Raw genomic sequence first — 24,473 nt, forward strand, 5'->3', positions numbered from 1 at the left:
GTCATCATCGAAGCTAAAGCCTCACTTTGTGGGGTTATTTTGCTGATTAGAGCAGCGTTAACGGAATGTAGATTTCACTTACGGAGTTCGGATGGTGGGGTCCCAGATAGCCCTGACCGTAGTATTCAAATTCATAAGGGAGGTTCAGGCGGTAATCGGTTCTCGGCAGAAAAACGCCATAGATATATTTGTAGGTAGCAGAAACTTCTGCGGATGGCCCTGTATGCTTAAATCTAAGATAACGTGCTGGCGGCAGAGTGTGGATAGGGAGGTGGTTGACTGCTTGTCCACAGCTTGCCTGAACGCTAGTGCCGGTATGTACAGATGATATGGAGTTTAGCTCACAGGCGATGTGAAAGGAGATTCCGTTATCCTCATAGTTATTCGGCCAATAGCCTAGCTGGTAATACTGCTCTGGAAGCTTGCGGTCCGGGATAGCCGGAAGATTGCTGAATAGCTGCTCCCAAGCTGCTCCGATGACCGACTGATCTTGCGTAACGGTAATGAATGGCCCCTGAAGCCTGATTGCACCAAGCTCAATCAGGTCAGGAGAGGCGCCCTTCTGCTCTGACCAATGCGGTAAATCAGCCGGCTGTAAGGGATGGAGAAACATAGGAATAACCTGGTTAGACTTATGGCGGATATGGGTGGGGGTGGTGCGCAGCAGTCTTTTGAAAGCCCGGGTGAAGGTCTCGTAATCATTATAAGCATAGTCCAGTGAGATCTCGTGAAAGGTCCGCTCGGGTCTGCCTAGAATATCCCTGGCCGCCTCTGAAATCCTCCGTCTTGCTATATAGTCGCCTGGTGTCAGTCCGGTAACCCCCTGAAACAGGCGGATGAAATGGAACAGGGAATAGCCGCTCTCTCTGGAAAGGGTCAGAACAGACAGCGGCTGCTTCAGATTCGCTTCGATATATTGGGTCGCCTGCAGAATAAGCTGGCTGTTCTTCATAAAGTCCTCTCCTCTTATGGTTACTCTACAGTCCACTTCCCCCATGAGGCGGCCCATGCGGGCACTCTAACCTGACGAACACGGTCGGTGGAAGGGAAATAAGCTTTGATATCAAGCACCGGCGTTCCCGGATAAGCATCCAGTCCGCTGACCTCCACAATTCCCTGATCAAGATCGACGGATATAATACGGGCAACCGTGAGTCCAAGCGGATTAGGGCGGACCGGAGACCGGGTCGCAAAAACACCGCTTACCGGCGCATTATAGGGAGGCTCAATCTGAGTAGTCGCCCGGAAGCTATCATCTGCAAACTCATGAATCCACCACAGGATCTGGCAGTGGCTGAAAGCATCTAACCCCTTCAAGGCAGGTCTGTATTCGGGTCTAATCTCAAGTCGCAGGTTCTGCTGTGTTCCCGTTACTACTCCTACTGGTATAATATTATACAATTCTGAGGCGGGCATTGGCTGTGACTCCTTTCGGCTGGGGGATGATTCTAGTCTAGCTGAAGTGAAGGGAATTCGGCCTGATGATAATTGCGGACTTGTATGTCATGGTATAATAGGTTGTTGATGACAGGGAGGGGTTTGGACGATGAAGGTATTGGTATTGGCAGAGAAGCCGTCGGTGGCCCGTGAGATTGCGCGGGTGCTGGGCTGTGGGAATAAACAGAAGAGTTATATGGAAGGTCCGAAATATGTGGTGACCTGGGCGCTGGGGCATCTGGTTGGCCTGGCTGAGCCTGAGGACTATAACAATAAATATGCAACCTGGGCGCTGGAGGATCTGCCGATTCTTCCAGAGAAGGCCAAGCTGAAGGTGCTGCGCGAGACCAGCCAGCAATATAAGGCTGTGCAGCAGTTAATGAAGCGGCAGGATATAGAGGAGCTGATCGTAGCAACGGATGCGGCGCGTGAGGGTGAGCTGCTGGCCCGCTGGATTATGAATATGGCAGGCTGGAAAAAGCCGTTCCGGCGGCTGTGGATCTCTTCTCAGACGGATAAGGCCATTAAAGAAGGCTTCGCTTCGCTGCGGCCTGGACGGGATTTCGACCGGCTGTATGAATCTGCCCGCTGCCGTGCTGAGGCGGATTGGATGATCGGGCTGAATGTGACGCGGGCCTTAACCTGCAAGTTCGGCGCGCCGCTCTCTGCGGGGCGTGTGCAGACCCCTACCCTGGGAATGATTATGGACCGGGAGAATGAGATTACCGGCTTCCGTTCCCAGGAATATGACCTGCTGACTGGGGATTTCGGGAATTTCCAGGCGGGGTGGCGTGCGCAGGGCGGGGATGGCCGGATTTTTGACAGGGAGAAGACGGGGGTCCTCAAGGAGAAGCTCACGGGCCGCAGCGGACGGATTACTAAGGTGCAGAAGAGTGAGAAAAGCGAGCCGCATCCGCTGGCTTATGATCTGACAGAACTGCAGCGGGATGCCAACCGTAAATTCGGCTTCTCAGCGAAACAGACCTCAAGTGTGCTCCAAAAGCTGTATGAACAGCATAAGCTGGTCACCTATCCGCGTACAGACAGCCGTTATCTGACCGCTGATATGACGGGCACGCTAAAAGAAAGGCTCGACAGCGTGGCTGTCGGTCCTTATGCAGCCCTCGCTAGACCGCTGCTGCGGAAGCCGCTGCCGATTACGAAGCGGATTGTCGATGACAGCAAGGTCAGCGATCACCACGCGATTATTCCGACAGAGCAGACGGTGCTGCTCAATCTGCTGAGTGCGGAAGAGCGGAAACTCTACGATCTGATCGTAAGGCGGTTCATCAGCCTGTTCTATTCTCCGGCCCGTTATGATGCCGTAGCTGTGACGGTAACCGTAGATGGTGAAAGCTTCTATGTGAAGGGAACTACCATCAAGGATGCAGGCTGGCGTGAGGTATACGGCGGAGATATGAGCTCGGATGACGACGAGGAGGATGCGGGGGATGAACCCGCAGCAGGCAGTGTGAAGCTGCCGGAGCTGCGGGAAGGTGACCCTGTGAAGCTTGCGCGCTGCATCATCAAGCCGGGACGGACACAGCCGCCGAAGCGTTATAATGAAGCCACGCTGCTGACGCAGATGGAGAAGCATGGGCTGGGGACACCGGCCACCCGTGCGGATATTATTGAGAAGCTGGTCAGCTCGGATACGATTGAACGGCAGGGCAATCTGCTGCATCCGACCGGCAAGGGCAAGCAGTTGATTGAGCTGGTCTCGGGACAGCTGCGTACAACGGAGCTGACGGCACGCTGGGAAGCGGAGCTGGAGAGAATTGCGCGCGGGCAGGGGCGCCCGGAGCCTTTTTTACAGGGTATCCGGAGTATGGCCCAGGAGCTGGTGTCCGGGGTGAAGAACAGCGGAGCGGAATACAAGCCGCATAATGTCTCTAACAGCCATTGTCCGGAGTGTGGAACAAGGATGTTAGAAAAGAAGACCAAACGCGGCAAGCTGCTGGTCTGTCCGAAGGAGGACTGCGGCTACACCCGGGCGGGCGAGAAGCAGCTGTCGAACCGCCGCTGCCCGCAGTGCCATAAGAAGATGGAGATGAAGGAAGGCAAGGCCGGGAAGTATGTGCAGTGCCTCGGCTGCGGAATTACAGAGACGATGGATAAGGACCACAAGCATATCAACAAACGCGAGCAGCAGAAGCTGGTGCAGCAGTACAGCAAGACGGAAAGTGCCGGCAACAATCTTGGGGACCTGCTGAAGGCTGCGATGGAAGCGAAGCAGAAAGGCAAGTAGCCGCAGGAAGCCAAAGTAAGGCTGTCCAAGGGACGGCAGATATGCTTTACTGTAGAAGATTGATACGGGGTCAGGCGTTAGGGCTCCGGTAAATAGAGTGGGGCAGGTGGAGAAGTGGCGGCGGCTGAAGGTTTAGCGGGTGTGACGAAAGCGGCAGAGGCCCCGGGTACGAAGGGGAGCAGCCGGTTGTATTTTCTGGTGATCGTCTTTATGTTCTGGTTCTCTTCTTATATCTATGTTCCGGTGCTCTCGCCGTATGTGGAGCATCTGGGAGCTTCTTATGTCATGGTGGGAGCGGTGCTGGGGATTTACGGCCTGATGCAGATTCTGTTCCGGCTGCCGATAGGGATGGGTTCAGATGTGCTTAACCGGCGGCGGACGTTCATTTATCTGGGGCTGATCGCAAGCGGAGCGAGCTGTCTGCTGTTCCTGGCAGGGGCACATCCGGGCTGGGCGCTGGCGGCGCGGGCGGTTTCGGGGATAGCAGCATCGGCGTGGGTCGTGTACTCGGTGATGTTCGCGGGGTATTTTCCGAAAGAAGAGGCGGGCAGGGCTATGGGTATGCTCCAGTTCACCACGGTGATTGCCCAGTTAACCAGCATGATGATCAGCGGCTATATCGTAGACCACTTCGGCTGGAATACCCCGTTCATCATCGGTGGGATTGTGGCGGTGGCCGCGATGCTGCTGGTCGTCCGTCTTCCGGAGCAACAGCTGGAGAAGCGCACGGCGATTAAGCTCAAGGATCTGGCCGGTGTCGTGAAGGAGCCGCTGCTGGTAAAAGTATCACTGTTATCGGTGCTGGCCCATTGTGTGCTGTTCATTACAATGTTCGGCTACACGCCGAACCAGGCGCTCTATATTGGCGCGAGCAAGGGAAGTCTCGGCTGGCTGACGCTGGCTTTTATGCTGCCTCATGCGGTAGCGACCCTCTATGGTGCGCGGCTGTTCGGCCGGTGGCTGGGGGACCGGGGGACGCTGATGCTCGGTTTTGCCGGAAGTGCGGTGTTCACGCTGCTCATTCCCTCAATGCCAACGCTTGCCGCCTTATGTGCCACACAGATCGGAAACGGGTTCATGCAAGGCCTGATCTTCCCGCTGCTGCTGGGTAAATCCGTCTCCGGGGTAGCTCCGTTCAAGCGGGCGACAGCGATGGGGTTCTATCAGGCGGTGTATGCGATCGGCATGTCCGGCGGTCCTTTTGTAGCGGGATGGATGAGTGCGGCGTACGGTTTGCGCGGAGGCTTCTGGCTGGGCGCTATTGCAGCGGTGCTTGCGGCGGTGCTGTCCTGGTTCTGGATCAGGGAAGCCGGAGCCGCAGGCGGGCGGAGCAAGAAAGAGCGGCGGTTGCAGGGCCGGTGATGTGAGGTTATTGGTTTTTTGCCGGAAAGGGTAATATAATAGAGAGCAGATAGGATGCTAGGAGGAGGGGCCGGAAGGATGGTCAAGGTGGTATTGCTGTGGTTCGCGCTGATCAACATTATCGGGTATGTAGTGATGTCGGAAGACAAGAACAAGGCCCGGAAAAGACGGGATCGGGTGCCGGAGAAAACATTGTTTCTGCTGGCGTTCATGGGCGGTGCGCTGGGTGTGCTGATTGCCATGTACCGCAAACGCCACAAGACAAGGCATACTTCCTTCAGACTCGGAATTCCGCTGCTGCTGCTGCTGAATATGGTGCTGTATGGATATTTTTTGAGGTAAGACCTTTGCAGGCTTGGTAATGATGTAAATAATAGAAAGAGGTGGCGTATATGTTATTCTCTAAAATTCTGCTTGCCTATGACGGTTCAAAGGCTTCGAATCAGGCTCTGGAACGGGCGATTGAGCTGGCTAAGGTAACTCCGGGGTCCTCCCTGTACGTCGTACACGCATTTGAATTCCCGCGGTTCTTCATCGGGGAAGCGCTCGCGCCTCTGCCGGCATCGGTGAACAAGGATTATTATGACCTCGCGGTCCAGACTACGGATGAAGTGAAAAGCCGGCTGGAAGCCGAAGGTCTGAATGCTACGGTAGAATTGCTGCAGGGATCGCCTGCGGAAATTATTCTGAATTATGCCAAGGAGCAGGGTGCAGATGTAATCGTCATCGGCAGCCGGGGGCTGGGCGGTATCCGGGAATTCGTTCTGGGCAGCGTCAGCCATAATGTGGTGCAAAGTGCGCGCATTCCGGTGCTGGTTGTTAAATAATAGTAACTTTAGTAGAGGAACGCTGCGGCGTTCCCCTTTTTTTAATGCGTAGTTGGACAGATTAATGGGGAAAAGATTTTCATTATTGCCCAAAAGCGAACGTTTTACAGACATGATATGACAATGTTCGTGTTTAAGTTGACATGATGTGTAGGGCGTTGTTAAACTGAATCTATGAAGAGCTCGTATAAAACCGGGGATAAGGCCCGGAAGTTTCTACCCGGTAACCGTAAATTGCCGGACTACGAGGAAATAGGATAACTGGAACGACAGCAGATAGCCTCCCCGCAGCCCGGGGCGGTGTTCCTGCATTCTCCTGTCTGTAGAGACGGGGAGTATGCAGCTGCCGGGCGGTTATCACCTGATTCCTTAGTAGTCCGGGTCCACCCGCAGCAGAATGCGTCTGGAGTCCGGGCTATTTTTCACGGTTCATGCGGGAATTGGCAGGAAACGGGACACACTGAAATCAGAGAAATCTCTATAACGGAAATGGAAGGCTGGGTGAACGATGTCTGTGCAAGTAGGTGTCATTATGGGCAGCAAATCGGACTATGAAACGATGGAGCATACCTGTGCGGTGTTGGAGGAGCTAGGCATAGCTTATGAGAAAAAGGTTGTCTCCGCACACCGCACACCGGATCTGATGTTCCGTTATGCCGAGGAGGCGGCGGAGCGCGGCCTGCGGGTCATTATCGCCGGAGCGGGCGGCGCGGCGCATCTGCCGGGCATGGTGGCTGCTAAGACCACGCTGCCTGTTATCGGGGTTCCCGTACAGTCGAAGGCTTTGAACGGCATGGATTCGCTGCTGTCTATTGTGCAGATGCCTGCGGGCATCCCGGTAGCGACGGTAGCGATCGGACGCGCCGGAGCTATCAATGCGGGACTGCTGGCGGCGCAGATCATCGGCGCTTTCGAGCCGGAGGTAGCGCAGCGGGTGCAGCTGCGGCGCGAGGCGAATCAGCAAGAGGTGCTGGAAAGCAGCGAGAGTCTATGAGCCTGGAGGAGCTGAAGGCCGGACGGCTGGAGGGTGGCGCGGAGCGGGCTGAGGTTGAAGGCGAAGCGGGCGGTGCTGAGGTGGAACGGGCGGTAAAGGCTGCAGGCGAAGCTGAAGGTGCCGGGGCGGAGCGGGCGATAAAGGCTGAAGGCAGAACGATAGATGCCGGGGCTGGGGCAGAGCGGGAAGAGACCGGGGCGCAGCCGCCGCGGACGCTGCTGCCCGGCGCAACGATCGGCGTGCTCGGCGGCGGGCAGCTCGGGCGCATGATGGCGTTGTCCGGCAGCGCCATGGGCTACCGCTTCGTGGCGCTGGACCCGGCAAAGGATGCGCCGTGCGGGCAGGTTACGCCGCAGATCACTGCGGCGTACAATGACCGGGACGCCGCGCGCGAGCTGGCGCGGCGCTCCGACGTCATCACGTACGAGTTCGAGAACGTGGACGCGGGCGTAGCCGCGCTGCTGACGGAGGAATCGTACGTGCCGCAGGGCAGCGCGCTGCTGTATACGACGCAGCACCGGCTGCGCGAGAAGGCGGCAATCGAGGCGGCCGGCGTGCCCGTTGCCCCGTACCGCAAGGTCGGCAGCCTGGCGGAGCTGGAAGCGGCGGCTGCCGAGCTGGGCCTGCCCTGTGTGCTGAAGACAGCCACAGGAGGATATGACGGCAAGGGACAAGCCGTGATCCGCAGACCGGAAGAGCTGGCCGCAGCGTTCCGGCAAGTCGCGCCGGGTGCGCAAGCAGATGTACCGGAGCTGGTGCTGGAGAAATTCATCACCTTCAAATGTGAGATTTCGGTCATCGCCGCCCGGAGTGCCTCGGGGGAGGTTAAGAGCTTCCCGCCTGCCGAGAACATTCATGTGGATAATATCCTGCATCTCTCGATTGTCCCTGCGCGGGTGCCGGAGGAGATTCAGCGGCGGGCCTGCGAGCTGGCCGAGCGGATTGTCTCCGGCATGAAGGCGGTCGGGCTGCTGGCGGTTGAGATGTTCGTGACGGAGGATGGAGAGCTGTTCGTCAATGAGCTGGCACCGCGTCCGCATAACTCCGGCCATTATACGATGGATGCCTGCGTGACCTCGCAGTTCGAGCAGCATGTGCGGGCGATCTGCAATCTGCCCCTGGGCGATACGAAGCTGCTGACTCCTGTGGTGATGGTGAATGTACTCGGCCAACATCTGGACGGAGCCGTTCAGGCAGCCTGCCGTGCGAATGAAGAGGCAACCCGGCTTGGGATATCGCCCAAGCTTCATATATATGGCAAGATCGAGAGCAAAACCGGCCGTAAAATGGGCCATATCAATCTGCTCTGCAAGGATACCGGCGACGGATTGTCCTGGGTAGAGCAAACTAACCTTTGGAGGAACTGACAAGCTATGATTGAACGTTACAGCAGACCTGAGATGCGGGCCATTTGGACCGAAGAGAATAAATTCAACGCGTGGCTGGAGGTTGAGATTTGCGCCTGTGAGGCGTGGGCCGAGCTGGGAGTGATCCCGCATGAGGATGCCGCGAAGCTCCGCAAGGATGCCAAATTCGACATCGCGCGGATTGATGAGATTGAACTGGAGACGCGCCATGATGTGATTGCTTTTACCCGTGCAGTATCCGAGAGTCTTGGCGCAGAGCGCAAATGGGTGCATTACGGACTAACCTCGACAGATGTGGTCGATACGGCGCTGGGTTATCTGCTGCGTCAGGCCAACGAGATTCTGGAGCAGGATATTATCCGGTTCATTGAGATTCTAAAAGACAAAGCCATCGCCTACAAGGATACCCCAATGATGGGCCGTACCCATGGCGTACATGCAGAGCCAACAACATTCGGCCTGAAGATGGCGCTGTGGTATGAGGAAATGAAGCGGAACCTGGAGCGCTTCCGTCATGCCGCCAGCGGCGTACAATTCGGTAAAATCTCCGGGGCGGTCGGCACCTATGCCAATATCGACCCGTTCGTGGAAGAATTCGTCTGCCGCAAGCTGGGCACCAGCCCGGCACCAATCTCCACCCAGACCCTGCAGCGTGACCGTCACGCGGAATACATGGCGGCGCTGGCACTGGTTGCCACTTCCCTCGACAAGTTCGCTACCGAGATCCGCGCTTTGCAGAAGAGTGAGATCCGCGAGGTAGAGGAGGCTTTTGCCAAGGGTCAAAAGGGTTCGTCCGCCATGCCGCATAAGCGTAATCCGATCGGCTGCGAGAACATCTCCGGCCTGTCGCGCGTCATCCGCGGCCATATGATGACAGCTTACGAGAACGTGCCGCTGTGGCACGAACGCGATATCTCGCATTCCTCCGTGGAACGGATTATCCTGCCGGATGCGACCATGCTGCTCAACTATATGCTGAACCGCTTCGGCAATATCGTGAAGAACCTGACCGTATTCCCTGAGAATATGAAGCGCAACATGAACCGTACCTTCGGCGTTCCGTTCTCCGGCCGTATTCTGACGAAGCTGATCGACAAGGGCTTCAGCCGTGAACAGGCGTACGACACTGTGCAGCCGCGTGCGATGCAGGCCTGGGAGGAGCAGACCCAGTTCCGTGACATCGTGGAAGCAACCCCGGAGATCACGGCCGTGCTTAGCGCAGAAGAGATCGAGGATGCGTTCAATCCTTCCTGGCATCTGAAGCATGTGGACACCATCTTCCGCAAGCTGGAGCTCATTTGAATTTTTAAAAAAGGTAAGTCAGTGGTGAACTGATGAGCTGGAGAGAATTTAGATATTGGGGTTAAAGGAGGAGCGGAGGGGATTTTGGAACTGGAGAAGCGTCAGCGTTCGCCTTTATCCTCGGATTTCAACCGCAAATAGCGGTTCAAATCAGGAAATCTGAGGATAACAGCGATCGGAAGTCCAAAATTTCTGAAGTGACCCTATTAACCCGAAGGAGAAATTATAGCAAGATCATTTGTTCAAGGGAGGAAAGGTCATGACATCATCGGCCGTATCCACTGCCGTGGAACTAATAAATGCGCCGCTGCTCTACAAAGGCAAGGTTCGTGAGCTGTACGATTTGGGTGATGAGGTGCTGATCGTTGTGACAGACCGGATCTCCGCATTCGATTACGTGCTGGACCCGGCGGTGCCGGACAAAGGCAACGTGCTCAACCGGCTCAGCGCCTTCTGGTTCGGAGAGACCAAGGAGCTGATCGAGAACCATGTGGTGCATATCGAGGTGGACAAGCTAGGGGATATTGTAAAGGACCGTGAAGCGTTGAAGAACCGCATCATGGTCGTCCGTAAAGCCCAGCGGATTGATATCGAATGTGTCGTGCGCGGCTGCATTACAGGCGGCGGCTGGCGGCAGTATCAGGAGACCGGCAAGGTGAACGGAATCGAGCTTCCTAAGGGACTGCACAAGAATGCAGTGCTGGCCGAACCGATTTTCACACCGGCAGCCAAGAATGATGTCGGCCATGATGAGGATATCCCTTTTGAACAGATGCAGGAGCTGATTGGTGCAGAGCTTGCACTTGAGCTGAAGGAGAAGAGCCTGAAGCTGTTCGCTTTTGCCAGAGAATATTGTAACGATCGCGGCATCATCCTGGCAGATTGCAAGTTCGAGTTCGGGCTGCTGGACGGCAAGGTGATTCTGATCGACGAGATTTTCACACCGGATGCTTCCCGCTTCTGGGCCAAGGACAAGTACGCACTGGATATTGAGATCGACAGCATGGATAAGGAGCCGGTTCGCACCTACCTGTCAGCCTCCTCCTGGGACAAAAACAGTAAGCCGGACCCGTTGCCGCCTGAGGTGGTCGAAGAGACGTCGCGCCGGTACCTGGATATCTATCACCGCCTCACTGGAAAGTCGTTGTAGAGTTACTTTAATTGCATTCTCTACAGTTATTTTGCCGGGAATATTGAGAATATAGTTGTACATTATGCAGTTAAGCAAGCTGCCATTAAGCCTAATTCAGTTCATTAAACTCTAGGAGGAACTACAAGCGTATGTTAAAAGCGACAGTCTACGTCACCATCAAGAAAAGCGTGCTCGATCCCCAAGGTGTAGCCGTGCAAGGGGCGCTGCATTCCGTTGGATTCCAGGAAGTTGAAAGTCTGCGTATCGGCAAATATATGGAGCTGACCCTCGATACCGATAACCGCGCAGAAGCGGAAGGACGCCTGAAGGAAATGTGCGAGAAGCTGCTGGCCAACACGGTGATCGAGGATTACCGCTACGAATTGGAGGACTAAACGTCATGAAATTTGCGGTACTTGTCTTTCCAGGCTCCAATTGTGACATTGACTGCTACAAGGCAGTAGAAGACAGCCTCGGCGAACCAGTAGATTATGTATGGCATACAGCGACAGACCTGTCGGCGTATGACTGCATTCTCGTGCCTGGCGGCTTCTCTTATGGTGACTATCTGCGCTGCGGCGCAATCTCCCGGTTCGCTCCAGTAATGGCTGAAGTGGCTAAGGCGGCAGAGCAGGGCAAGTTCGTGCTTGGTATCTGCAACGGGTTCCAGATTCTGACCGAAGCAGGTCTTCTGCCGGGCGCGCTGCGCCGCAACATGTCGATGAAGTTCCGTTGTCATGACACAGTGCTTAAGGTCGTTAATAACACAACCCCGTTTACTATTGACTATGCGAAGGATGAAGAGATCGTCATTCCGATCGCGCATGGCGAAGGCAATTATTATTGTGATGAAGAGACGCTCGCAGAGCTGCACGCGAATAATCAGATCGTTTTTACCTACAGTGACAACCCGAACGGTTCGGTGGCCGATATTGCCGGAGTCAGTAATAGGGCGGGCAATGTAGTCGGCATGATGCCTCACCCGGAGCGTGCAGCGAATAGCCTGCTGGGCTCGGAAGACGGCAAACGGATGTTCACATCCATTCTCAAGACATGGAGGGATCGTTATGACGCAGCAAGTATCCGCTAAGGAGCCGACCGCAGAGCAGATCGCGGAGCAGAAAATCTACAGTCAGTTCGGTGTATCAGACAGCGAATATGAGCTCATTACCTCCTTCATGGGACGTAAACCCAACTATACAGAAATCGGTGTGTTCAGCGTCATGTGGTCTGAGCACTGTGCATATAAGAACTCCAAGCCGCTGCTGAGCCGCTTCCCGACAAGCGGGCCTAAGGTGCTGATGGGACCGGGCGAAGGCGCGGGCATCGTGGACATCGGTGATAACCAGGCCGTTGTCTTCAAAATCGAAAGCCACAACCATCCGTCGGCGGTAGAGCCTTATCAGGGCGCGGCGACCGGGGTGGGCGGGATTATCCGCGATATTTTCTCCATGGGTGCAAGACCGGTGGCGCTGCTGAACTCCCTGCGGTTCGGGAAGCTTGAGAGCGACCGGGTCAAATATCTGTTCGAGCATGTTGTGTCCGGGATCGCAGGCTACGGCAACTGTATCGGCATCCCTACTGTCGGCGGGGAAATTATGTTCGACAACAGCTATGACGGCAACCCGCTGGTGAACGCAATGTGTGTCGGTCTGATTGACCATGATAAAATCCAGCGCGGTGTCGCCAAAGGGGTAGGTAACCCCGTGTTCTACGTAGGTCCGCCTACTGGCCGTGACGGCATTCATGGTGCGACCTTCGCCTCTGTGGAGCTGAGTGAAGAATCTGAAGCCAAGAAGACAGCAGTTCAGGTCGGCGATCCGTTCATGGAGAAGCTGGTGATGGAATCCTGCCTGGAGCTGATCGACAGCGGCATCGTCCTCGGCATTCAGGATATGGGAGCAGCTGGACTGACCTGCTCCAGCGCGGAAATGGCGAGCAAGGCGGGTAATGGTCTGGAGCTGTATCTGGATCAGGTGCCGCAGCGTGAAGACGGGATGACCCCGTATGAAATGATGCTCTCGGAATCCCAGGAGCGGATGCTGTTCGTGGTGGAGCCTAAGGATGAGGCCCAGGCGCAGGAGATCTTCGATCGCTGGGGCGTGATCTGCCGCAAGGTGGGGAAGGTGACCGATGATGGCCGCCTGAAGCTGTTCCATCACGGCGAAGTGGTCGGCGATATGCCGGTCAAGGCGTTGGTGGATGAATGTCCAATCTATAACAAACCGTCTGCGGTTCCTGCTTACTACGAGGAGAATGCAGCGATTGATACACTGCGTTATGAGGAAGTGACTGATCTGGGCGGCGCGCTGCGCACCGTACTGGGATCGCCTACCGTAGCAAGCAAAGCATGGGTATACAATCAATACGATTATATGGTCCGCACCAGCACGGCGGTTCGTCCCGGTTCCGATGCAGCGGTGGTTACCATTCATGGTACCCGCAAAGGTCTGGCGATGACTACGGACTGCAACGGCCGTTATGTCTATCTGGACCCTGAAGTGGGCGGACGCATTGCTGTCAGCGAAGCGGCGCGTAATATCGTCTGCTCCGGTGCCCAGCCGCTGGCGATAACGGACAACCTGAACTTCGGCAGCCCGGAGAAGCCGGAGATCTTCTGGCAGATGGAGCGTGCGGTAGACGGTATGGCGGAAGCCTGCCGGGTGCTGGATACGCCGGTCATCGGCGGAAATGTCAGCTTGTACAATGAGAATGCTTCGGGAGCTATCTACCCGACACCGGTTGTCGGTATGGTAGGTCTCATTGAAGATACCGATCATATTACAACCCAGGCCTTCAAGCAGGAAGGCGATGCTGTACTACTGCTGGGCGTTACGAAGGCAGAGCTGGGCGGCAGTGAATTCCAGTATGCCGTTCACGGCTTGACTGAAGGCCGTCCGCCGGAGCTTGATCTGGCGACAGAGCGCAAGCTGCTGGATGCTGTGCTTGCTGTGATCCGCAGCGGTCTGGTCCGTTCGGCGCATGACTTGTCGGAAGGCGGCCTTGCCGGAGCACTTGCTGAGAGCTGCATCAGCGGAAGCATTGGAGCGAATATTGAGCTGTCTGCCGGCGGACTTCGCCAGGATGTAGCACTGTTCAGCGAGAGTCAGTCCCGTATCCTCCTGACTTCGGCACCTGATCGTGCAGAAGAGCTGAAGGCTGCAGTTGCCGTCTACGGCGTACCTGTTGAGATCATTGGAACCGTTGGCGGGGACCGCCTGCGTGTGGCGCTGGACGGCGCGGCTGCACTGGATGAAGCCGTTACTGAACTCAAGACCATTTGGGAGGATGCTATTCCATGTCTTATGAAATAAAGACCGGGAACAAGCAGGAAGCCCCTATCCTGTGGACCGGCGACTTTTACAACGAAGGAACGGGCTCGGGAGATATTTTTGACACATTAAAAGAGGAATGCGGCGTCTTCGGGGTCTTCGGACACCCGGAAGCCGCTTCCATGTCCTACTACGGCCTGCATGCTCTGCAGCATCGCGGGGAAGAGAGCGCGGGCATCTGCGTGGCGGATGGACGCGACTTCAACTATCACCGCGGCATGGGCCTGGTGAAGGAAGTCTTCGACAAAGACAAGATCGCATCGCTGGTGGGAGACATGTCCATCGGCCATGTGCGTTACTCCACCAGCGGAGACAGCCGGCTGACCAATGCGCAGCCGCTGGTCTTCAAATACCGTGACGGCGATCTGGCGATTGCCACGAACGGCAATATCGTTAACGAACCGCTGATCCGCAAGCAGCTGGAGCAGGGCGGCTCGATCTTCCAGACGACCAGTGATACCGAGGTGCTGGCGCATCTGATTGCGCGTTCGCAGAAGGATTTTGTCGAAGCGACGAAGGATGCCTTGTCGCAGCTGGTCGGCGGCTTCGCCTTCCTCTTGATGACCAATGACAAGCTGATTGTCGCATCAGACACCCACGGACTCCGTCCGCTTGTGATGGGCCGTCTGGGCGAAGCCTATGTCTTCGCTTCCGAGTCGTGTGCGCTTGAAGTAATCGGTGCCCAACTGGTGCGTGATATTGAACCTGGTGAACTGTTGGTGCTGGACCAGAACGGCTTCCGTGAAGAACGCTTCGCCGAGCCTAAACGCAAAGCGCTGTGCGCGATGGAGTACATCTACTTCGCCCGCCCGGACAGTGATCTGAACGGCTCCAACCTGCACTCCGCGCGCAAGCGCATGGGTAGCCGCATGGCGCTCGAAGCCTTCGTGGATGCGGATATTGTCACCGGCGTGCCGGATTCCAGTATCTCCGCCGCCATCGGCTATGCCGAGCAGACGGGCATCCCGTACGAGCTGGGGCTGATCAAGAACAAGTATACCGGCCGCACGTTCATCCAGCCCAGCCAGGAGCTGCGTGAGCAGGGCGTGAAGATGAAGCTCAGCGCGGTACGCCGCGTCGTGGAAGGCCAGCGCGTAGTGATGATCGACGATTCCATCGTGCGCGGCACGACCTCGCGCCGGATCGTCAACCTGCTGCGCGAAGCCGGAGCCGTAGAGGTCCACGTGCGTATTACCTCGCCGCCGTTCAAGAATCCATGCTTCTATGGCATCGATACCCCGGACCGCCGCGAGCTGATCGCTTCTTACAAGACCATCGCCGAGATGTGCGAGGAGATCAACGCCGATTCCCTGGCGTTCCTCTCCCCTGACGGACTGATCCAGTCCATCGGCGGCTATAATAGTGACGACTACAAAGGCGGCCTCTGCCTGTCCTGCTTCGACAATGATTACCCGACGCAGGTGGATTTCGGCGGGGAAGAGAAGGACGGATGCAGCTGTTAACATCTGGTGCCCATCCCCCTAAATCCCCCTTGCGAAGGGGGACCCCGGAGGGCGCTGCCCTCCGGCCACCCGAAAGTTTGGCGGCCTGAGTCTGCTCTAAACTTGCTAAGTGGGCGTGGGTGCGGGTGCCCGCTTTGTCCCTGTGTGCTGCGCACGGCCGGGACACGCTTCACGGCGCTGCACCCCCGGCGGCCTGCGGTCCGCCGGGCCCTCTGGCTCCAGAATCTGTCCTGTTTGCTGCGCAAAATCGGAGGTTCTGTCGCCCTTGGGAACGCACGGCTTCGCCCCGTGCGAGGAAGTGCCCCAGAACCAGCCCTGTTTGCTGTCGCAAAATCGGAGGTTCTGTCGCCTTAAGGAACGCACGGCTTCGCTCCGTGCGGCAAGGCCTGCAGAACCCGTCCTGTTTGCTGCGCAAATCCGGAGGTTCTGTCGCCCTAGAGACCGCACGGCTTCGCCCCGTGCGGGCCTAGCTCCCGCCCCCGTCCTGTTTGCTATCGCAAAGTCGGGGGAGCGGTTGCCTAAGGAGGCGCTGGGCTTCGCCCACAACGCCGACCCCTTGCCGCTGTGCAAGGCGCAAAATTTCGGCTTGCGGTATGGGTTTGAAAACCCGGTGGTGGGAGTCATGGAGAGGAAATTTGGAACTGTAGGAGCGATAGCGTTCGCCTGAAAGCTTTCCGCAGGAAAGCTCGCTTCGGAAGCATACGCTATTTGGATTTCTACCGCGATCAGCGGTTCAAATCAAGGAAATCCAAATATAACAGCGGCCGGAAGTCCAAATGTTCCTCGGAATGACGAATATAACCACCAACCGAACCAAATCCCTGCCGCCCCGAACACGCGCTCTAAACTAACTTAAATGAGGTGTCCAAAAGTGTCAGAAGCGTACAAGAAAGCCGGAGTGGATATTGCGGCTGGCAATGAAGCAGTAGAACGCATGAAGAAGCATGTGAAGCGCACATACCGTCCGGAAGTGATGACGGAGCTGGGCGGCTTCGGCGCCCTGTTCGGCCTGAATAAGGACAAGTACGAAGAGCCGGTTCTCGTATCGGGAACAGACGGTGTGGGCACGAAGCTGAAGATCGCGTTCGCGGCTGACCGCCACGACACGATTGGCATCGATGCGGTCGCCATGTGCGTGAATGACATCGTGGTACAGGGCGCTGAGCCGCTGTTCTTCCTCGATTATCTGGCCTGCGATAAGGTCGTGCCGGAGAAGATTGAAGCCATTGTCTCCGGGATCGCCGAAGGCTGCCATCAGGCGGGCTGCGCGCTGATCGGCGGCGAGACCGCCGAGATGCCGGGCATGTATGCGGCAGGCGAATATGATATCGCCGGATTCACCGTCGGTGTGGCCGATAAGGCGAAGCTGGTAACCGGAGCAGACATTGCTCCAGGAGACACAGTGATCGGACTGGCTTCGAGCGGGATTCACAGCAACGGCTTCTCGCTGGTGCGCAAGCTGCTGCTGGAGGAAGACGGTTACGGCCTGGATGAGGTTGTGCCGGAGCTGGGAGCGCCGCTGGCGGATGTTCTGCTGGCCCCAACCCGGATCTACGTGAAGCCGCTGCTCGCTCTGCTCGAACAGCTTCCGGTCAAGGGTATGGCCCATATTACCGGCGGCGGGTTCATCGAGAACATACCGCGCGTATTGCCGGAGAATGTGAATGTAGAGATCAACTACGGCTCCTGGCCGATTCAGCCGGTCTTCGGCCTGATGCAGAGCAAGGGGCAGGTAAGCAACCGCGACATGTTCACAACGTTCAATATGGGCGTGGGGCTGGTGCTGGTCGTGGCGGAAGCGGACGGAGAGCGTGCGCTGGAGCTGCTTAAGGCGAGCGGGGAAGAGGCTTACCGGATCGGCACGGTTACTGAAGGAGAGCGCATCGTTACCTTTACGGGAGCTGAAGTCTGATGGAGTGGAGCCGAATCGCTGTCTTTGCCTCCGGAACAGGCAGCAATTTCGCTGCACTGGTCCAGGCACAGCGGGAGGGCAGGCTGGGCGGTGGCAACATAGAGCTGCTGGTCTCGGATAAGCCAGAAGCGCCTGTAGCACAGCGCGCAGAGGAGGCAGGCATTCCTGCTCTGCTGCTGCGGCCGAAGGACTTCGCGGGCCGGGAGCAGTACGAGGCCGCGATTGTGGCTGAATTGCAGCGCCGGAACATAGGACTGGTGGTGCTGGCCGGCTACATGCGGCTGATCTCCCCTGTTCTGCTCGCACCGTATGCCGGACGGATCATCAACATTCATCCTTCGCTGCTGCCGGCGTTTGCCGGGAAGGACGCGATCGGGCAGGCGCTGGAGTATGGCGTGAAGCTGACTGGCGTGACCGTGCATTTTGTCGATGGAGGCATGGATACCGGACCGGTGATCGCCCAGCGCAGCGTGGAGGTCCAGTCTGGAGATACCGCTGAATCGCTGGCTGCACGCATCCATCAGGTGGAATACGCGCTGTATCCTGAGGTAGTGAGTGCTTTTGCGGCAGGAAAAGTAGAATTGAACGGAAGAATGACGACCATTGGCGATTAAGCGAAGTTGCTGCATAGCTGCCTGTGCCGGCTGTAGAACTGAGTAATTACGACATTTCTGGCAAACCCCGGCCGATTCTGATATTTCTCGGGAAATACTTCACAAGTGGCAGTAATTGACGGAAGATCTGGCGGCTTGGCCTGAAATTGCGAAAATACAGGTTTGCTGGCATAAACACAAAAGGATATATAGCAGGACAGAAACACCAGAAACAACCAGAACACCTGATTACCTGAATTACCACCCTATTCTACAAGATTCGTGTCTGTAATCATCCAGTGTTCATCCGGGCAATCATCCACAGTTACAAGGTAATTCTAATTTAAAGGTTATAGTATTCCCAACCCAATAAGCTAAGCTACAGTAACAGGTGGATTTTCTCCAACTAATCTGGCTGATAGATGCGGTGAGCGGAGCGTAAGTGGAAAAAGTACAGGTAATCTGACTCCAATCGAGTTATTTAGCTTATCTGGCGTTATTTAAGTGTATATTATCCAACTACTGCCCCGCTACGTGCTTACCGGCCGAAATTAGATGACAAAAATCCAACTAAAACCTACACCCCAATAATCTAGCGTGAATCCAGAGGAGGACTATTCAAAGTGAGTATCAAGAGAGCGCTGGTCAGCGTATCGGACAAACAGGGCATCGTGGATTTTTGCCGCGAGTTGTCTGCATTAGGCGTAGAAATTATCTCCACAGGCGGCACCAGCACACTTTTGGCGAAGGAAGGCGTTCCGGTCATTGGCATCTCTGATGTTACCGGCTTCCCTGAGATCATGGATGGACGCGTCAAAACCCTGCATCCAGCTGTACACAGCGGCCTCCTGGCCGTTCGTGACAACGAAGAGCATACCCGTCAGATGAATGAGCTTGGCCTTGATTACATCGACCTCGTCGTGGTGAATCTCTATCCGTTCGCGGAGACGATTGCCAAGCCGGATGTGTCTTATGAAGAGGCTATCGAGAACATCGATATCGGCGGACCGACCATGCTGCGTTCTGCGGCGAAGAACCATGCGTTTGTCAGTGTGGTGGTCGATGCGGCCGACTATGCGAATGTGCTTGAAGAAGTACGCGCCGGTGGAGATACAACCCTTGCAACCCGCAAACGTCTTGCGGCCAAAGTCTTCCGCCATACGGCGGCTTACGACGCCCTGATTGCCGATTATCTGGCGAATGTCACCGGTGAACCGCTGCCGGAGCGCTATACGGTCACTTATGAGAAAATTCAGGATCTGCGCTATGGGGAGAACCCGCACCAGAAGGCTGCGTTCTACCGCAAGCCGCTGGCGGCGCAGGATACCCTGACGGCTGCTGAGCAGCTGCACGGCAAAGAGTTGTCCTACAACAATATCAATGACGCGAACGCAGCGCTCCAGATTGTCAAAGAATTCGAAGAGCCTGCCGTTGTAGCCGTGAAGCATATGAATCCTTGCGGTGTGGGCGTGGGCACAAGCGTCTATGAAGCGTATCAAAAAGCGTACAATGCGGACCCTACCTCCATCTTCGGCGGAATTGTGGCAGCCAACCGGATTATTGATGCGGACACGGCTAATCTGCTGAAGGATATTTTCCTCGAAATCGTCTTGGCCCCAGGCTTCACGGACGAAGCGCTGGAGATCCTGACGAAGAAAAAGAATATCCGCCTGCTTAAGCTGGGCAACCTCAGCACTGCTGCATCCCGCAAGAGCAGCTTTGTGGTCACCTCCGTTGAAGGGGGAATGGTGGTGCAGGAGAGCGACGTACACTCTGTGAATCCTGAGGAATTGCAAGTGGTAACTGACCGCAAGCCTACCGAAGAAGAGCTGAAGCAGCTGTTGTTCGGCTGGAAGGTTGTGAAGCATGTGAAGTCCAACGCCATCGTGCTGGCGGCTGACGATATGACAGTCGGTGTAGGTGCAGGACAGATGAACCGTGTCGGTGCGGCCAAGATTGCCATTGAACAAGCAGGCGAGAAAGCGAAGGGTGCTGTGCTGGCATCAGATGCCTTCTTCCCGATGGGCGATACCCTGGAAATGGCTGCGAAGGCGGGCATTACGGCAGTTATTCAGCCGGGAGGTTCGATCAAGGACGAGGAATCGATTAAGGTTGCCAATGAATACGGCATTGCCATGGTCTTCACCGGCGTACGCCATTTCAAACACTAGCACGCTGGGGAGGATCAGAGCCTTATGGATATTTTAGTAGTCGGCGGCGGCGGACGTGAGCATGCGATCATCTGGAGCTTGTCCCGCAGTCCCCGTGCCGGTAAAATCTACTGCGCCCCCGGCAATGCCGGGATTGCGCAGCTTGCGGAATGTGTGCCGATCGGCGTCTTCGAGTTCGATAAGCTGACCGCTTTTGCCAAGGAGAAGAAGGTAGGACTGGTGGTCATCGGACCGGATGATCCGCTCGCTGCAGGCATTGTGGATGCCTTCGAAGCTCAGGAAATCCCTGTATTCGGCCCGCGGAAGAATGCCGCAGAGATTGAGGGCAGCAAGACCTTCATGAAGGATCTGCTGCATAAATACAGCATTCCGACAGCCGCTTACGAGAAATTCAGCGATTATGAGACAGCCTTGTCTTATCTGCGGAGCCAAGAACTGCCGATTGTCATCAAGGCGGACGGCCTGGCCGCAGGCAAAGGGGTAACCGTGGCGTATTCCCGTGAGGAAGCGGAGCAGGCCCTTCAGGAGATCATGGTCGACAAGGTTTTCGGGGAAGCAGGGGCGCAGGTCGTCATTGAAGAGTTCCTTGCCGGGCAGGAAATGTCGATTCTGGCGTTCGTGGATGGCGAAACGGTGCGGCCGATGGCTGCGGCCCAGGACCATAAGCCTGTATTCGACGGCGATAAAGGACCTAATACGGGAGGCATGGGGACGTATTCCCCGCTGCCGCATATCGATGAAGCGATCATCCGTGAAGCGGTCGAGACGATTATTGAGCCGACAGCCAGAGCGATGGTGGCTGAGGGCCGTCCCTTCAGCGGAGTGCTGTTCGCAGGACTGATGATCTCGCCGGACGGCAGACCGAAGACGATTGAGTTCAATGCCCGCTTTGGGGACCCGGAGACACAGGTGGTTCTTCCCCGGCTGCGAAGCGATCTGCTGGAGATCTTCCTGGCTGTGACCGAAGGCAGACTCGCCGATATTCCGATCGAGTGGAGCGAAGAGGCGGCAGTCTGCGTGGTGCTGGCCTCGGAGGGATATCCCGGGCCTTACCCGAAGGGTGTGCCGATCAGCGGGCTGGAAGACAGCGGCTCTGCGCTGGTCTTCCATGCCGGAACCGCACGCAGCGGGGATGGCGGCTGGGTGACTACCGGCGGCCGCGTGCTTGGGGTGGTAGGCCTGGGGGCAACCATTGCCGAAGCACGTACATCGGCCTATGCACGTGCGGAGAATATTACGTTTGCGGGCAAACAGAACCGCAGTGATATCGCAATGAAGGCACTGGTCTGAGAAAAAAGTCCCAAAAAAAGGACTGACAAGTTGTAGGAGAAGTGCTATAATACAACTCGTACGGGGGAAAATGTGCGGATATATACAGATAAAGGGTCTTTCCTTTCTAAGGAAAGGCCTTTTTTAACAATTCCATAACGAATGCTATAATAGTACAATAACAGCGATGTTTATGCGGATGTACAGTTACTGATTTAAGGGGGAATTAGTTTTGAGTAAGGTAGGAAGAAATGACTTATGCCCGTGTGGAAGCGGGAACAAATATAAGAAATGCTGCATGGAGAAAGACAGAGCGGCGGCCCAGTCGATGCTGCGGCTGGTTAACGCAGGGGATGCAGCGGCGCAAGCACCTGTAACCATACCCGGCGTAATCGTGCACGAGGAACAGCCGGCTACGGTAAGTGCCGCCCCTGCTGCGGGCAAGCTTACGCTGCCCAAGCTGAAGAAGATGGTGGCGAAGGAGCTGAACTGGGAGCATCCGGCCCATGAACAGCTGGCGCTGGAGCTGATCGAGCACATGAGAGACCAGTATGACCGTGAGCTGATCCTGGAAGCACTGCTGCTGTGGAACGGCTTCTCCCGCCAGACCAAGCCGGCCGTGAAGAAGACAGGCTCATTCTGTGCGGCGATCGAATACCTGCTGTCTGAGGAGTACGGCTTCATGCTGTCGCAGGCGGAGCTGGCGGACAAATACGCGATTACCACGGCCACGATCTCCCGCAAGGTGAAAGAAATATATAACTATGTCGAGGAATACGGCATGACCGGGGAAGCGGACGATTTGATGGCGCTGAACGGAGCGGAAACTCCGCAGGAGAAGGCGCAAACCCTTCTGGCCCAAGCCATGGAGGCAACCTCTGCGAAGCGCCGGGTCCAGCTCGCGGAGAAGGCGCTGGAGCTCTATCCTGACAGCCCGGAAGCCTACCTTATTCTGGCCGAGGAAACGGAGAATGAGGAGGACGCCCGTGAGCTGCTGAAGGCGGGAATCGCCGCAGGCAGACGGGAGCTGGGCGAGTCTTATTTTACGAAGCATAAAGGGTTCTTCTGGGGGCTCTATGAGACCCGCCCTTATATCCGCATCTGCCAGAGCTACGCGGAATCCTGCTGGTTCGGCGGTAAGGCGGAGGAAGCAACAGAGATGCTGGAGCATATTCTGGAGCTTAATAAGGATGATAATACGGGTGCCCGCTATCTGCTGACTGCTGTATATCTGTATAGCAACCAGCTTGAAGAAGCAGAGCGGATCATTAAGAACTACGGTGAAGAGGATGCGGCAGCGGCTTTTGCCTATGACCGGATTGTACTGGAGTTCAAGAAGAACGGCATTACCTCGCAGCTCAAAATGCTCTACCGCATAGCCCGCGGAGTGAACAAGCATGTGCCGGATTACCTGCTGGGTATGAAGCGGCTGCCGCATAATCTTCCGGATTATGTCGGTATGGGTGATCCCAATGAAGCGATTGAATATGTAATTATGCACTCGCGCTTGTGGGCGAGCCTGCCGGATCTGCTTAAGTGGATGCTGAAGCAATAGACGCTATAGATGAATACCAGACACAGTCCTTCGGGGCTGTGTTTTTTTATGGAGATTAGGAGTGACCTCGCTGATATCACCGAACACAGGCCGAATGTAATAGAAAAACCGACCACAATGGGCAGTGGCGCAGGTGCCCGGGCTAAATGTAGTCGGAAAACCGACCACAATGGGCAGTGGCGCAGATGGATGGGCGAATGTAGTCGGAAAACCGACCACAATGGGCAGTGGCTCAGGTGGATGGGCGAATGTAGTCGGAAAACCGACCACAATGGGCAGTGGCGCAGGTGGATGGGCGAATGTAGTCGGAAAACCGACCACAATGGGCAGTGGCGCAGGTGAACGGGCGAATGTAGTCGGAAAACCGACCACAATGGGCGATGGCGCAGGTGGATGGGCGAATGTAGTCGGAAAACCGACTACAATGGGCAGTGGCGCGGGTGAATGGGCAAATGTAATAGAAAAACCGACCACAATGGGCAGTGGTGCAGGTGAACGGGCGAATGTAGTCGGAAAACCGACCACATTGGCGGTGGAATTGGGCTACGTATAAATCCCCTTGCCATTATAGTCTAATTAGACTATATTATGTGATGTAGTCTAATTAGACTAAACTATCTGAAAAGAGGTCCTCCTAATGTTATTTATTACTGGAGCAACTGGAACCGTTGGAAGCCGGGTTGTACATTACCTCAAGTCTAAGGATATCAATTTCAAAGCCCTCACCCGCACACCTGAGAAGCTGATGCACGATCAGAGTGGTCACATGACGATCGTCACCGGGGATATTAAGGATTGCAGCGCCTGGTCAGACAGCCTGCGCGGCGTGGAGACCTTATTCCTGATTCTGCTGGATGATGCTGAGGAGATTCTGCAGGCTGCCCGGGCCAAGGGTGTCCGCAACATCGTGTTCTTATCCTCAGCGTCCATCAACCGCTCGGATGCCGCTTACAACGAGAACGCTATGAAACATAAGAAGGTTGAGGAGCAGATTCAGGCATATGGCTTTCAGTATGTGTTTATCCGGGCCGAGGCCTTCATGCACAACACCATTTACTGGAGGGACCTTTTTAGATACAATAAGGGGACGATCCGGTTACCGGCCTTGGAGGCTAAGCTGGCGAGCGTACATGAAGAAGATATTGCCGGGGTTATCAGTGTAGTTGTAACGGATTTTGACCGATTCTCCGGGCAGGTCTTGACGCTCACAGGTGCAAATATCCTTAGCCAGCGGAACATTTTGACAGAGATCTCTAAGCAACTGGGACAATCGCTTGAACTGGAAGAACAGACCATCGCGGACTTCCGCTCCTATATGAGCAAGTACATCGCTGAAGAATACATTACCCTTAGAGTACAGGACTGGGAGTATACCCTGAAGCATAAGCTCGCCGTGACGGACACGGTGCTGACGATTCTTGGCCGGGAGCCTTATACGTTCCGAGAATGGATCGCGGAGCATCTCGGTGATTTTCAATAAATACAGAAAGAGGAATTCGCTATTATACC

At 55.8% G+C, this 24,473-nt stretch carries 21 protein-coding genes and 1 riboswitch; of the genes, 19 read left to right on the forward strand and 2 right to left on the reverse strand.

The window, feature by feature from the left end:
• Window positions 1–46: 46 nt before the first annotated feature.
• Both NST69_RS01625 and tsaA read right to left on the reverse strand, forming a co-directional pair.
• Window positions 47–952 carry an AraC family transcriptional regulator gene (locus NST69_RS01625; RefSeq protein ID WP_036730956.1) on the reverse strand — a complete coding sequence of 302 codons (906 nt, stop codon included), beginning with the start codon at window positions 950–952 and terminating at the stop codon, window positions 47–49.
• 20 nt (window positions 953–972) lie between these two features.
• Window positions 973–1,416: a tRNA (N6-threonylcarbamoyladenosine(37)-N6)-methyltransferase TrmO gene (tsaA, locus tag NST69_RS01630; RefSeq protein WP_051478466.1), complete on the reverse strand. Its 444-nt coding sequence runs from the start codon at window positions 1,414–1,416 to the stop codon at window positions 973–975.
• Window positions 1,417–1,546: 130 nt separating this feature from the next.
• Between tsaA and NST69_RS01635 the strand changes: the two genes are divergently transcribed.
• From NST69_RS01635 to NST69_RS01725, 19 genes are all read left to right on the forward strand, one after another.
• Window positions 1,547–3,685, forward strand: coding sequence for a DNA topoisomerase 3 (locus tag NST69_RS01635; RefSeq protein ID WP_342548286.1), 2,139 nt, complete (start codon window positions 1,547–1,549; stop codon window positions 3,683–3,685).
• Window positions 3,686–3,826: 141 nt separating this feature from the next.
• Window positions 3,827–5,047, forward strand: a complete 1,221-nt coding sequence (locus NST69_RS01640; protein ID WP_342548287.1) for an MFS transporter — start codon at window positions 3,827–3,829, stop codon at window positions 5,045–5,047.
• 78 nt (window positions 5,048–5,125) lie between these two features.
• On the forward strand, window positions 5,126–5,389 hold the full coding sequence (locus NST69_RS01645) for a DUF1294 domain-containing protein (protein WP_036693313.1): 264 nt from the start codon (window positions 5,126–5,128) through the stop codon (window positions 5,387–5,389).
• Between the two features lie 50 nt (window positions 5,390–5,439).
• Window positions 5,440–5,874, forward strand: a complete 435-nt coding sequence (locus NST69_RS01650) for a universal stress protein (protein ID WP_036730952.1) — start codon at window positions 5,440–5,442, stop codon at window positions 5,872–5,874.
• 163 nt (window positions 5,875–6,037) lie between these two features.
• A riboswitch (purine riboswitch) is annotated at window positions 6,038–6,139 on the forward strand.
• Between the two features lie 243 nt (window positions 6,140–6,382).
• Complete coding sequence (gene purE / locus NST69_RS01655; RefSeq protein ID WP_342548288.1) at window positions 6,383–6,868, forward strand: 5-(carboxyamino)imidazole ribonucleotide mutase; 486 nt, start codon at window positions 6,383–6,385, stop codon at window positions 6,866–6,868.
• On the forward strand, window positions 6,865–8,235 hold the full coding sequence (gene purK, locus NST69_RS01660; protein ID WP_342548289.1) for a 5-(carboxyamino)imidazole ribonucleotide synthase: 1,371 nt from the start codon (window positions 6,865–6,867) through the stop codon (window positions 8,233–8,235). The genes purE and purK overlap by 4 nt, the downstream gene beginning before the upstream one ends.
• A gap of 6 nt (window positions 8,236–8,241) precedes the next feature.
• The gene (purB, locus tag NST69_RS01665; RefSeq protein ID WP_339253437.1) at window positions 8,242–9,537 is read left to right on the forward strand and encodes an adenylosuccinate lyase; all 1,296 of its coding nucleotides are present in this window, start codon (window positions 8,242–8,244) and stop codon (window positions 9,535–9,537) included.
• A gap of 259 nt (window positions 9,538–9,796) precedes the next feature.
• Window positions 9,797–10,687, forward strand: coding sequence for a phosphoribosylaminoimidazolesuccinocarboxamide synthase (locus tag NST69_RS01670; RefSeq protein ID WP_036730946.1), 891 nt, complete (start codon window positions 9,797–9,799; stop codon window positions 10,685–10,687).
• A gap of 131 nt (window positions 10,688–10,818) precedes the next feature.
• Window positions 10,819–11,064: a phosphoribosylformylglycinamidine synthase subunit PurS gene (gene purS, locus NST69_RS01675; RefSeq protein ID WP_019913657.1), complete on the forward strand. Its 246-nt coding sequence runs from the start codon at window positions 10,819–10,821 to the stop codon at window positions 11,062–11,064.
• A 5-nt stretch (window positions 11,065–11,069) separates the two neighbouring features.
• Window positions 11,070–11,759: a phosphoribosylformylglycinamidine synthase subunit PurQ gene (gene purQ / locus NST69_RS01680; protein ID WP_036730944.1), complete on the forward strand. Its 690-nt coding sequence runs from the start codon at window positions 11,070–11,072 to the stop codon at window positions 11,757–11,759.
• On the forward strand, window positions 11,737–13,983 hold the full coding sequence (gene purL / locus NST69_RS01685) for a phosphoribosylformylglycinamidine synthase subunit PurL (RefSeq protein WP_342548290.1): 2,247 nt from the start codon (window positions 11,737–11,739) through the stop codon (window positions 13,981–13,983). The genes purQ and purL overlap by 23 nt, the downstream gene beginning before the upstream one ends.
• A complete protein-coding gene (gene purF, locus NST69_RS01690; RefSeq protein ID WP_209875520.1) occupies window positions 13,968–15,464 on the forward strand; it encodes an amidophosphoribosyltransferase in 1,497 nt (498 codons plus the stop codon). Before purL ends, purF begins: the two co-directional genes overlap by 16 nt.
• Before the next feature lie 871 nt (window positions 15,465–16,335).
• Window positions 16,336–17,376: a phosphoribosylformylglycinamidine cyclo-ligase gene (purM, locus tag NST69_RS01695; protein ID WP_342548291.1), complete on the forward strand. Its 1,041-nt coding sequence runs from the start codon at window positions 16,336–16,338 to the stop codon at window positions 17,374–17,376.
• Window positions 17,376–17,990: a phosphoribosylglycinamide formyltransferase gene (gene purN / locus NST69_RS01700; protein ID WP_342548292.1), complete on the forward strand. Its 615-nt coding sequence runs from the start codon at window positions 17,376–17,378 to the stop codon at window positions 17,988–17,990. The genes purM and purN overlap by 1 nt, the downstream gene beginning before the upstream one ends.
• A gap of 602 nt (window positions 17,991–18,592) precedes the next feature.
• The gene (gene purH, locus NST69_RS01705; RefSeq protein WP_076080180.1) at window positions 18,593–20,140 is read left to right on the forward strand and encodes a bifunctional phosphoribosylaminoimidazolecarboxamide formyltransferase/IMP cyclohydrolase; all 1,548 of its coding nucleotides are present in this window, start codon (window positions 18,593–18,595) and stop codon (window positions 20,138–20,140) included.
• A 24-nt stretch (window positions 20,141–20,164) separates the two neighbouring features.
• Window positions 20,165–21,430, forward strand: coding sequence for a phosphoribosylamine--glycine ligase (gene purD, locus NST69_RS01710; RefSeq protein ID WP_342548293.1), 1,266 nt, complete (start codon window positions 20,165–20,167; stop codon window positions 21,428–21,430).
• Window positions 21,431–21,641: 211 nt separating this feature from the next.
• Complete coding sequence (locus tag NST69_RS01715; protein ID WP_339253448.1) at window positions 21,642–22,964, forward strand: SEC-C metal-binding domain-containing protein; 1,323 nt, start codon at window positions 21,642–21,644, stop codon at window positions 22,962–22,964.
• 169 nt (window positions 22,965–23,133) lie between these two features.
• Window positions 23,134–23,517: a hypothetical protein gene (locus tag NST69_RS01720; RefSeq protein ID WP_342548294.1), complete on the forward strand. Its 384-nt coding sequence runs from the start codon at window positions 23,134–23,136 to the stop codon at window positions 23,515–23,517.
• A gap of 84 nt (window positions 23,518–23,601) precedes the next feature.
• On the forward strand, window positions 23,602–24,444 hold the full coding sequence (locus tag NST69_RS01725; RefSeq protein WP_342548295.1) for an NmrA family NAD(P)-binding protein: 843 nt from the start codon (window positions 23,602–23,604) through the stop codon (window positions 24,442–24,444).
• Window positions 24,445–24,473: the final 29 nt, after the last annotated feature.

It is taken from the genome of Paenibacillus sp. FSL P2-0089 (assembly GCF_038595095.1).
GTDB lineage: Bacteria > Bacillota > Bacilli > Paenibacillales > Paenibacillaceae > Paenibacillus_AQ > Paenibacillus_AQ silagei.

What these genes read in the sequence shown, in the direction of transcription:
- NST69_RS01625 (WP_036730956.1), bottom strand. Translation starts at nt 952, where the DNA reads ATGAAGAACAGCCAGCTTATTCTGCAGGCGACCCAATATATCGAAGCG.
- tsaA (WP_051478466.1), bottom strand. Translation starts at nt 1,416, where the DNA reads ATGCCCGCCTCAGAATTGTATAATATTATACCAGTAGGAGTAGTAACG.
- NST69_RS01635 (WP_342548286.1), top strand. Translation starts at nt 1,547, where the DNA reads ATGAAGGTATTGGTATTGGCAGAGAAGCCGTCGGTGGCCCGTGAGATT.
- NST69_RS01645 (WP_036693313.1), top strand. Translation starts at nt 5,126, where the DNA reads ATGGTCAAGGTGGTATTGCTGTGGTTCGCGCTGATCAACATTATCGGG.
- NST69_RS01650 (WP_036730952.1), top strand. Translation starts at nt 5,440, where the DNA reads ATGTTATTCTCTAAAATTCTGCTTGCCTATGACGGTTCAAAGGCTTCG.
- purE (WP_342548288.1), top strand. Translation starts at nt 6,383, where the DNA reads ATGTCTGTGCAAGTAGGTGTCATTATGGGCAGCAAATCGGACTATGAA.
- purK (WP_342548289.1), top strand. Translation starts at nt 6,865, where the DNA reads ATGAGCCTGGAGGAGCTGAAGGCCGGACGGCTGGAGGGTGGCGCGGAG.
- purB (WP_339253437.1), top strand. Translation starts at nt 8,242, where the DNA reads ATGATTGAACGTTACAGCAGACCTGAGATGCGGGCCATTTGGACCGAA.
- NST69_RS01670 (WP_036730946.1), top strand. Translation starts at nt 9,797, where the DNA reads ATGACATCATCGGCCGTATCCACTGCCGTGGAACTAATAAATGCGCCG.
- purS (WP_019913657.1), top strand. Translation starts at nt 10,819, where the DNA reads ATGTTAAAAGCGACAGTCTACGTCACCATCAAGAAAAGCGTGCTCGAT.
- purQ (WP_036730944.1), top strand. Translation starts at nt 11,070, where the DNA reads ATGAAATTTGCGGTACTTGTCTTTCCAGGCTCCAATTGTGACATTGAC.
- purL (WP_342548290.1), top strand. Translation starts at nt 11,737, where the DNA reads ATGACGCAGCAAGTATCCGCTAAGGAGCCGACCGCAGAGCAGATCGCG.
- purF (WP_209875520.1), top strand. Translation starts at nt 13,968, where the DNA reads ATGTCTTATGAAATAAAGACCGGGAACAAGCAGGAAGCCCCTATCCTG.
- purN (WP_342548292.1), top strand. Translation starts at nt 17,376, where the DNA reads ATGGAGTGGAGCCGAATCGCTGTCTTTGCCTCCGGAACAGGCAGCAAT.
- purD (WP_342548293.1), top strand. Translation starts at nt 20,165, where the DNA reads ATGGATATTTTAGTAGTCGGCGGCGGCGGACGTGAGCATGCGATCATC.
- NST69_RS01720 (WP_342548294.1), top strand. Translation starts at nt 23,134, where the DNA reads ATGGGCAGTGGCGCAGATGGATGGGCGAATGTAGTCGGAAAACCGACC.
- NST69_RS01725 (WP_342548295.1), top strand. Translation starts at nt 23,602, where the DNA reads ATGTTATTTATTACTGGAGCAACTGGAACCGTTGGAAGCCGGGTTGTA.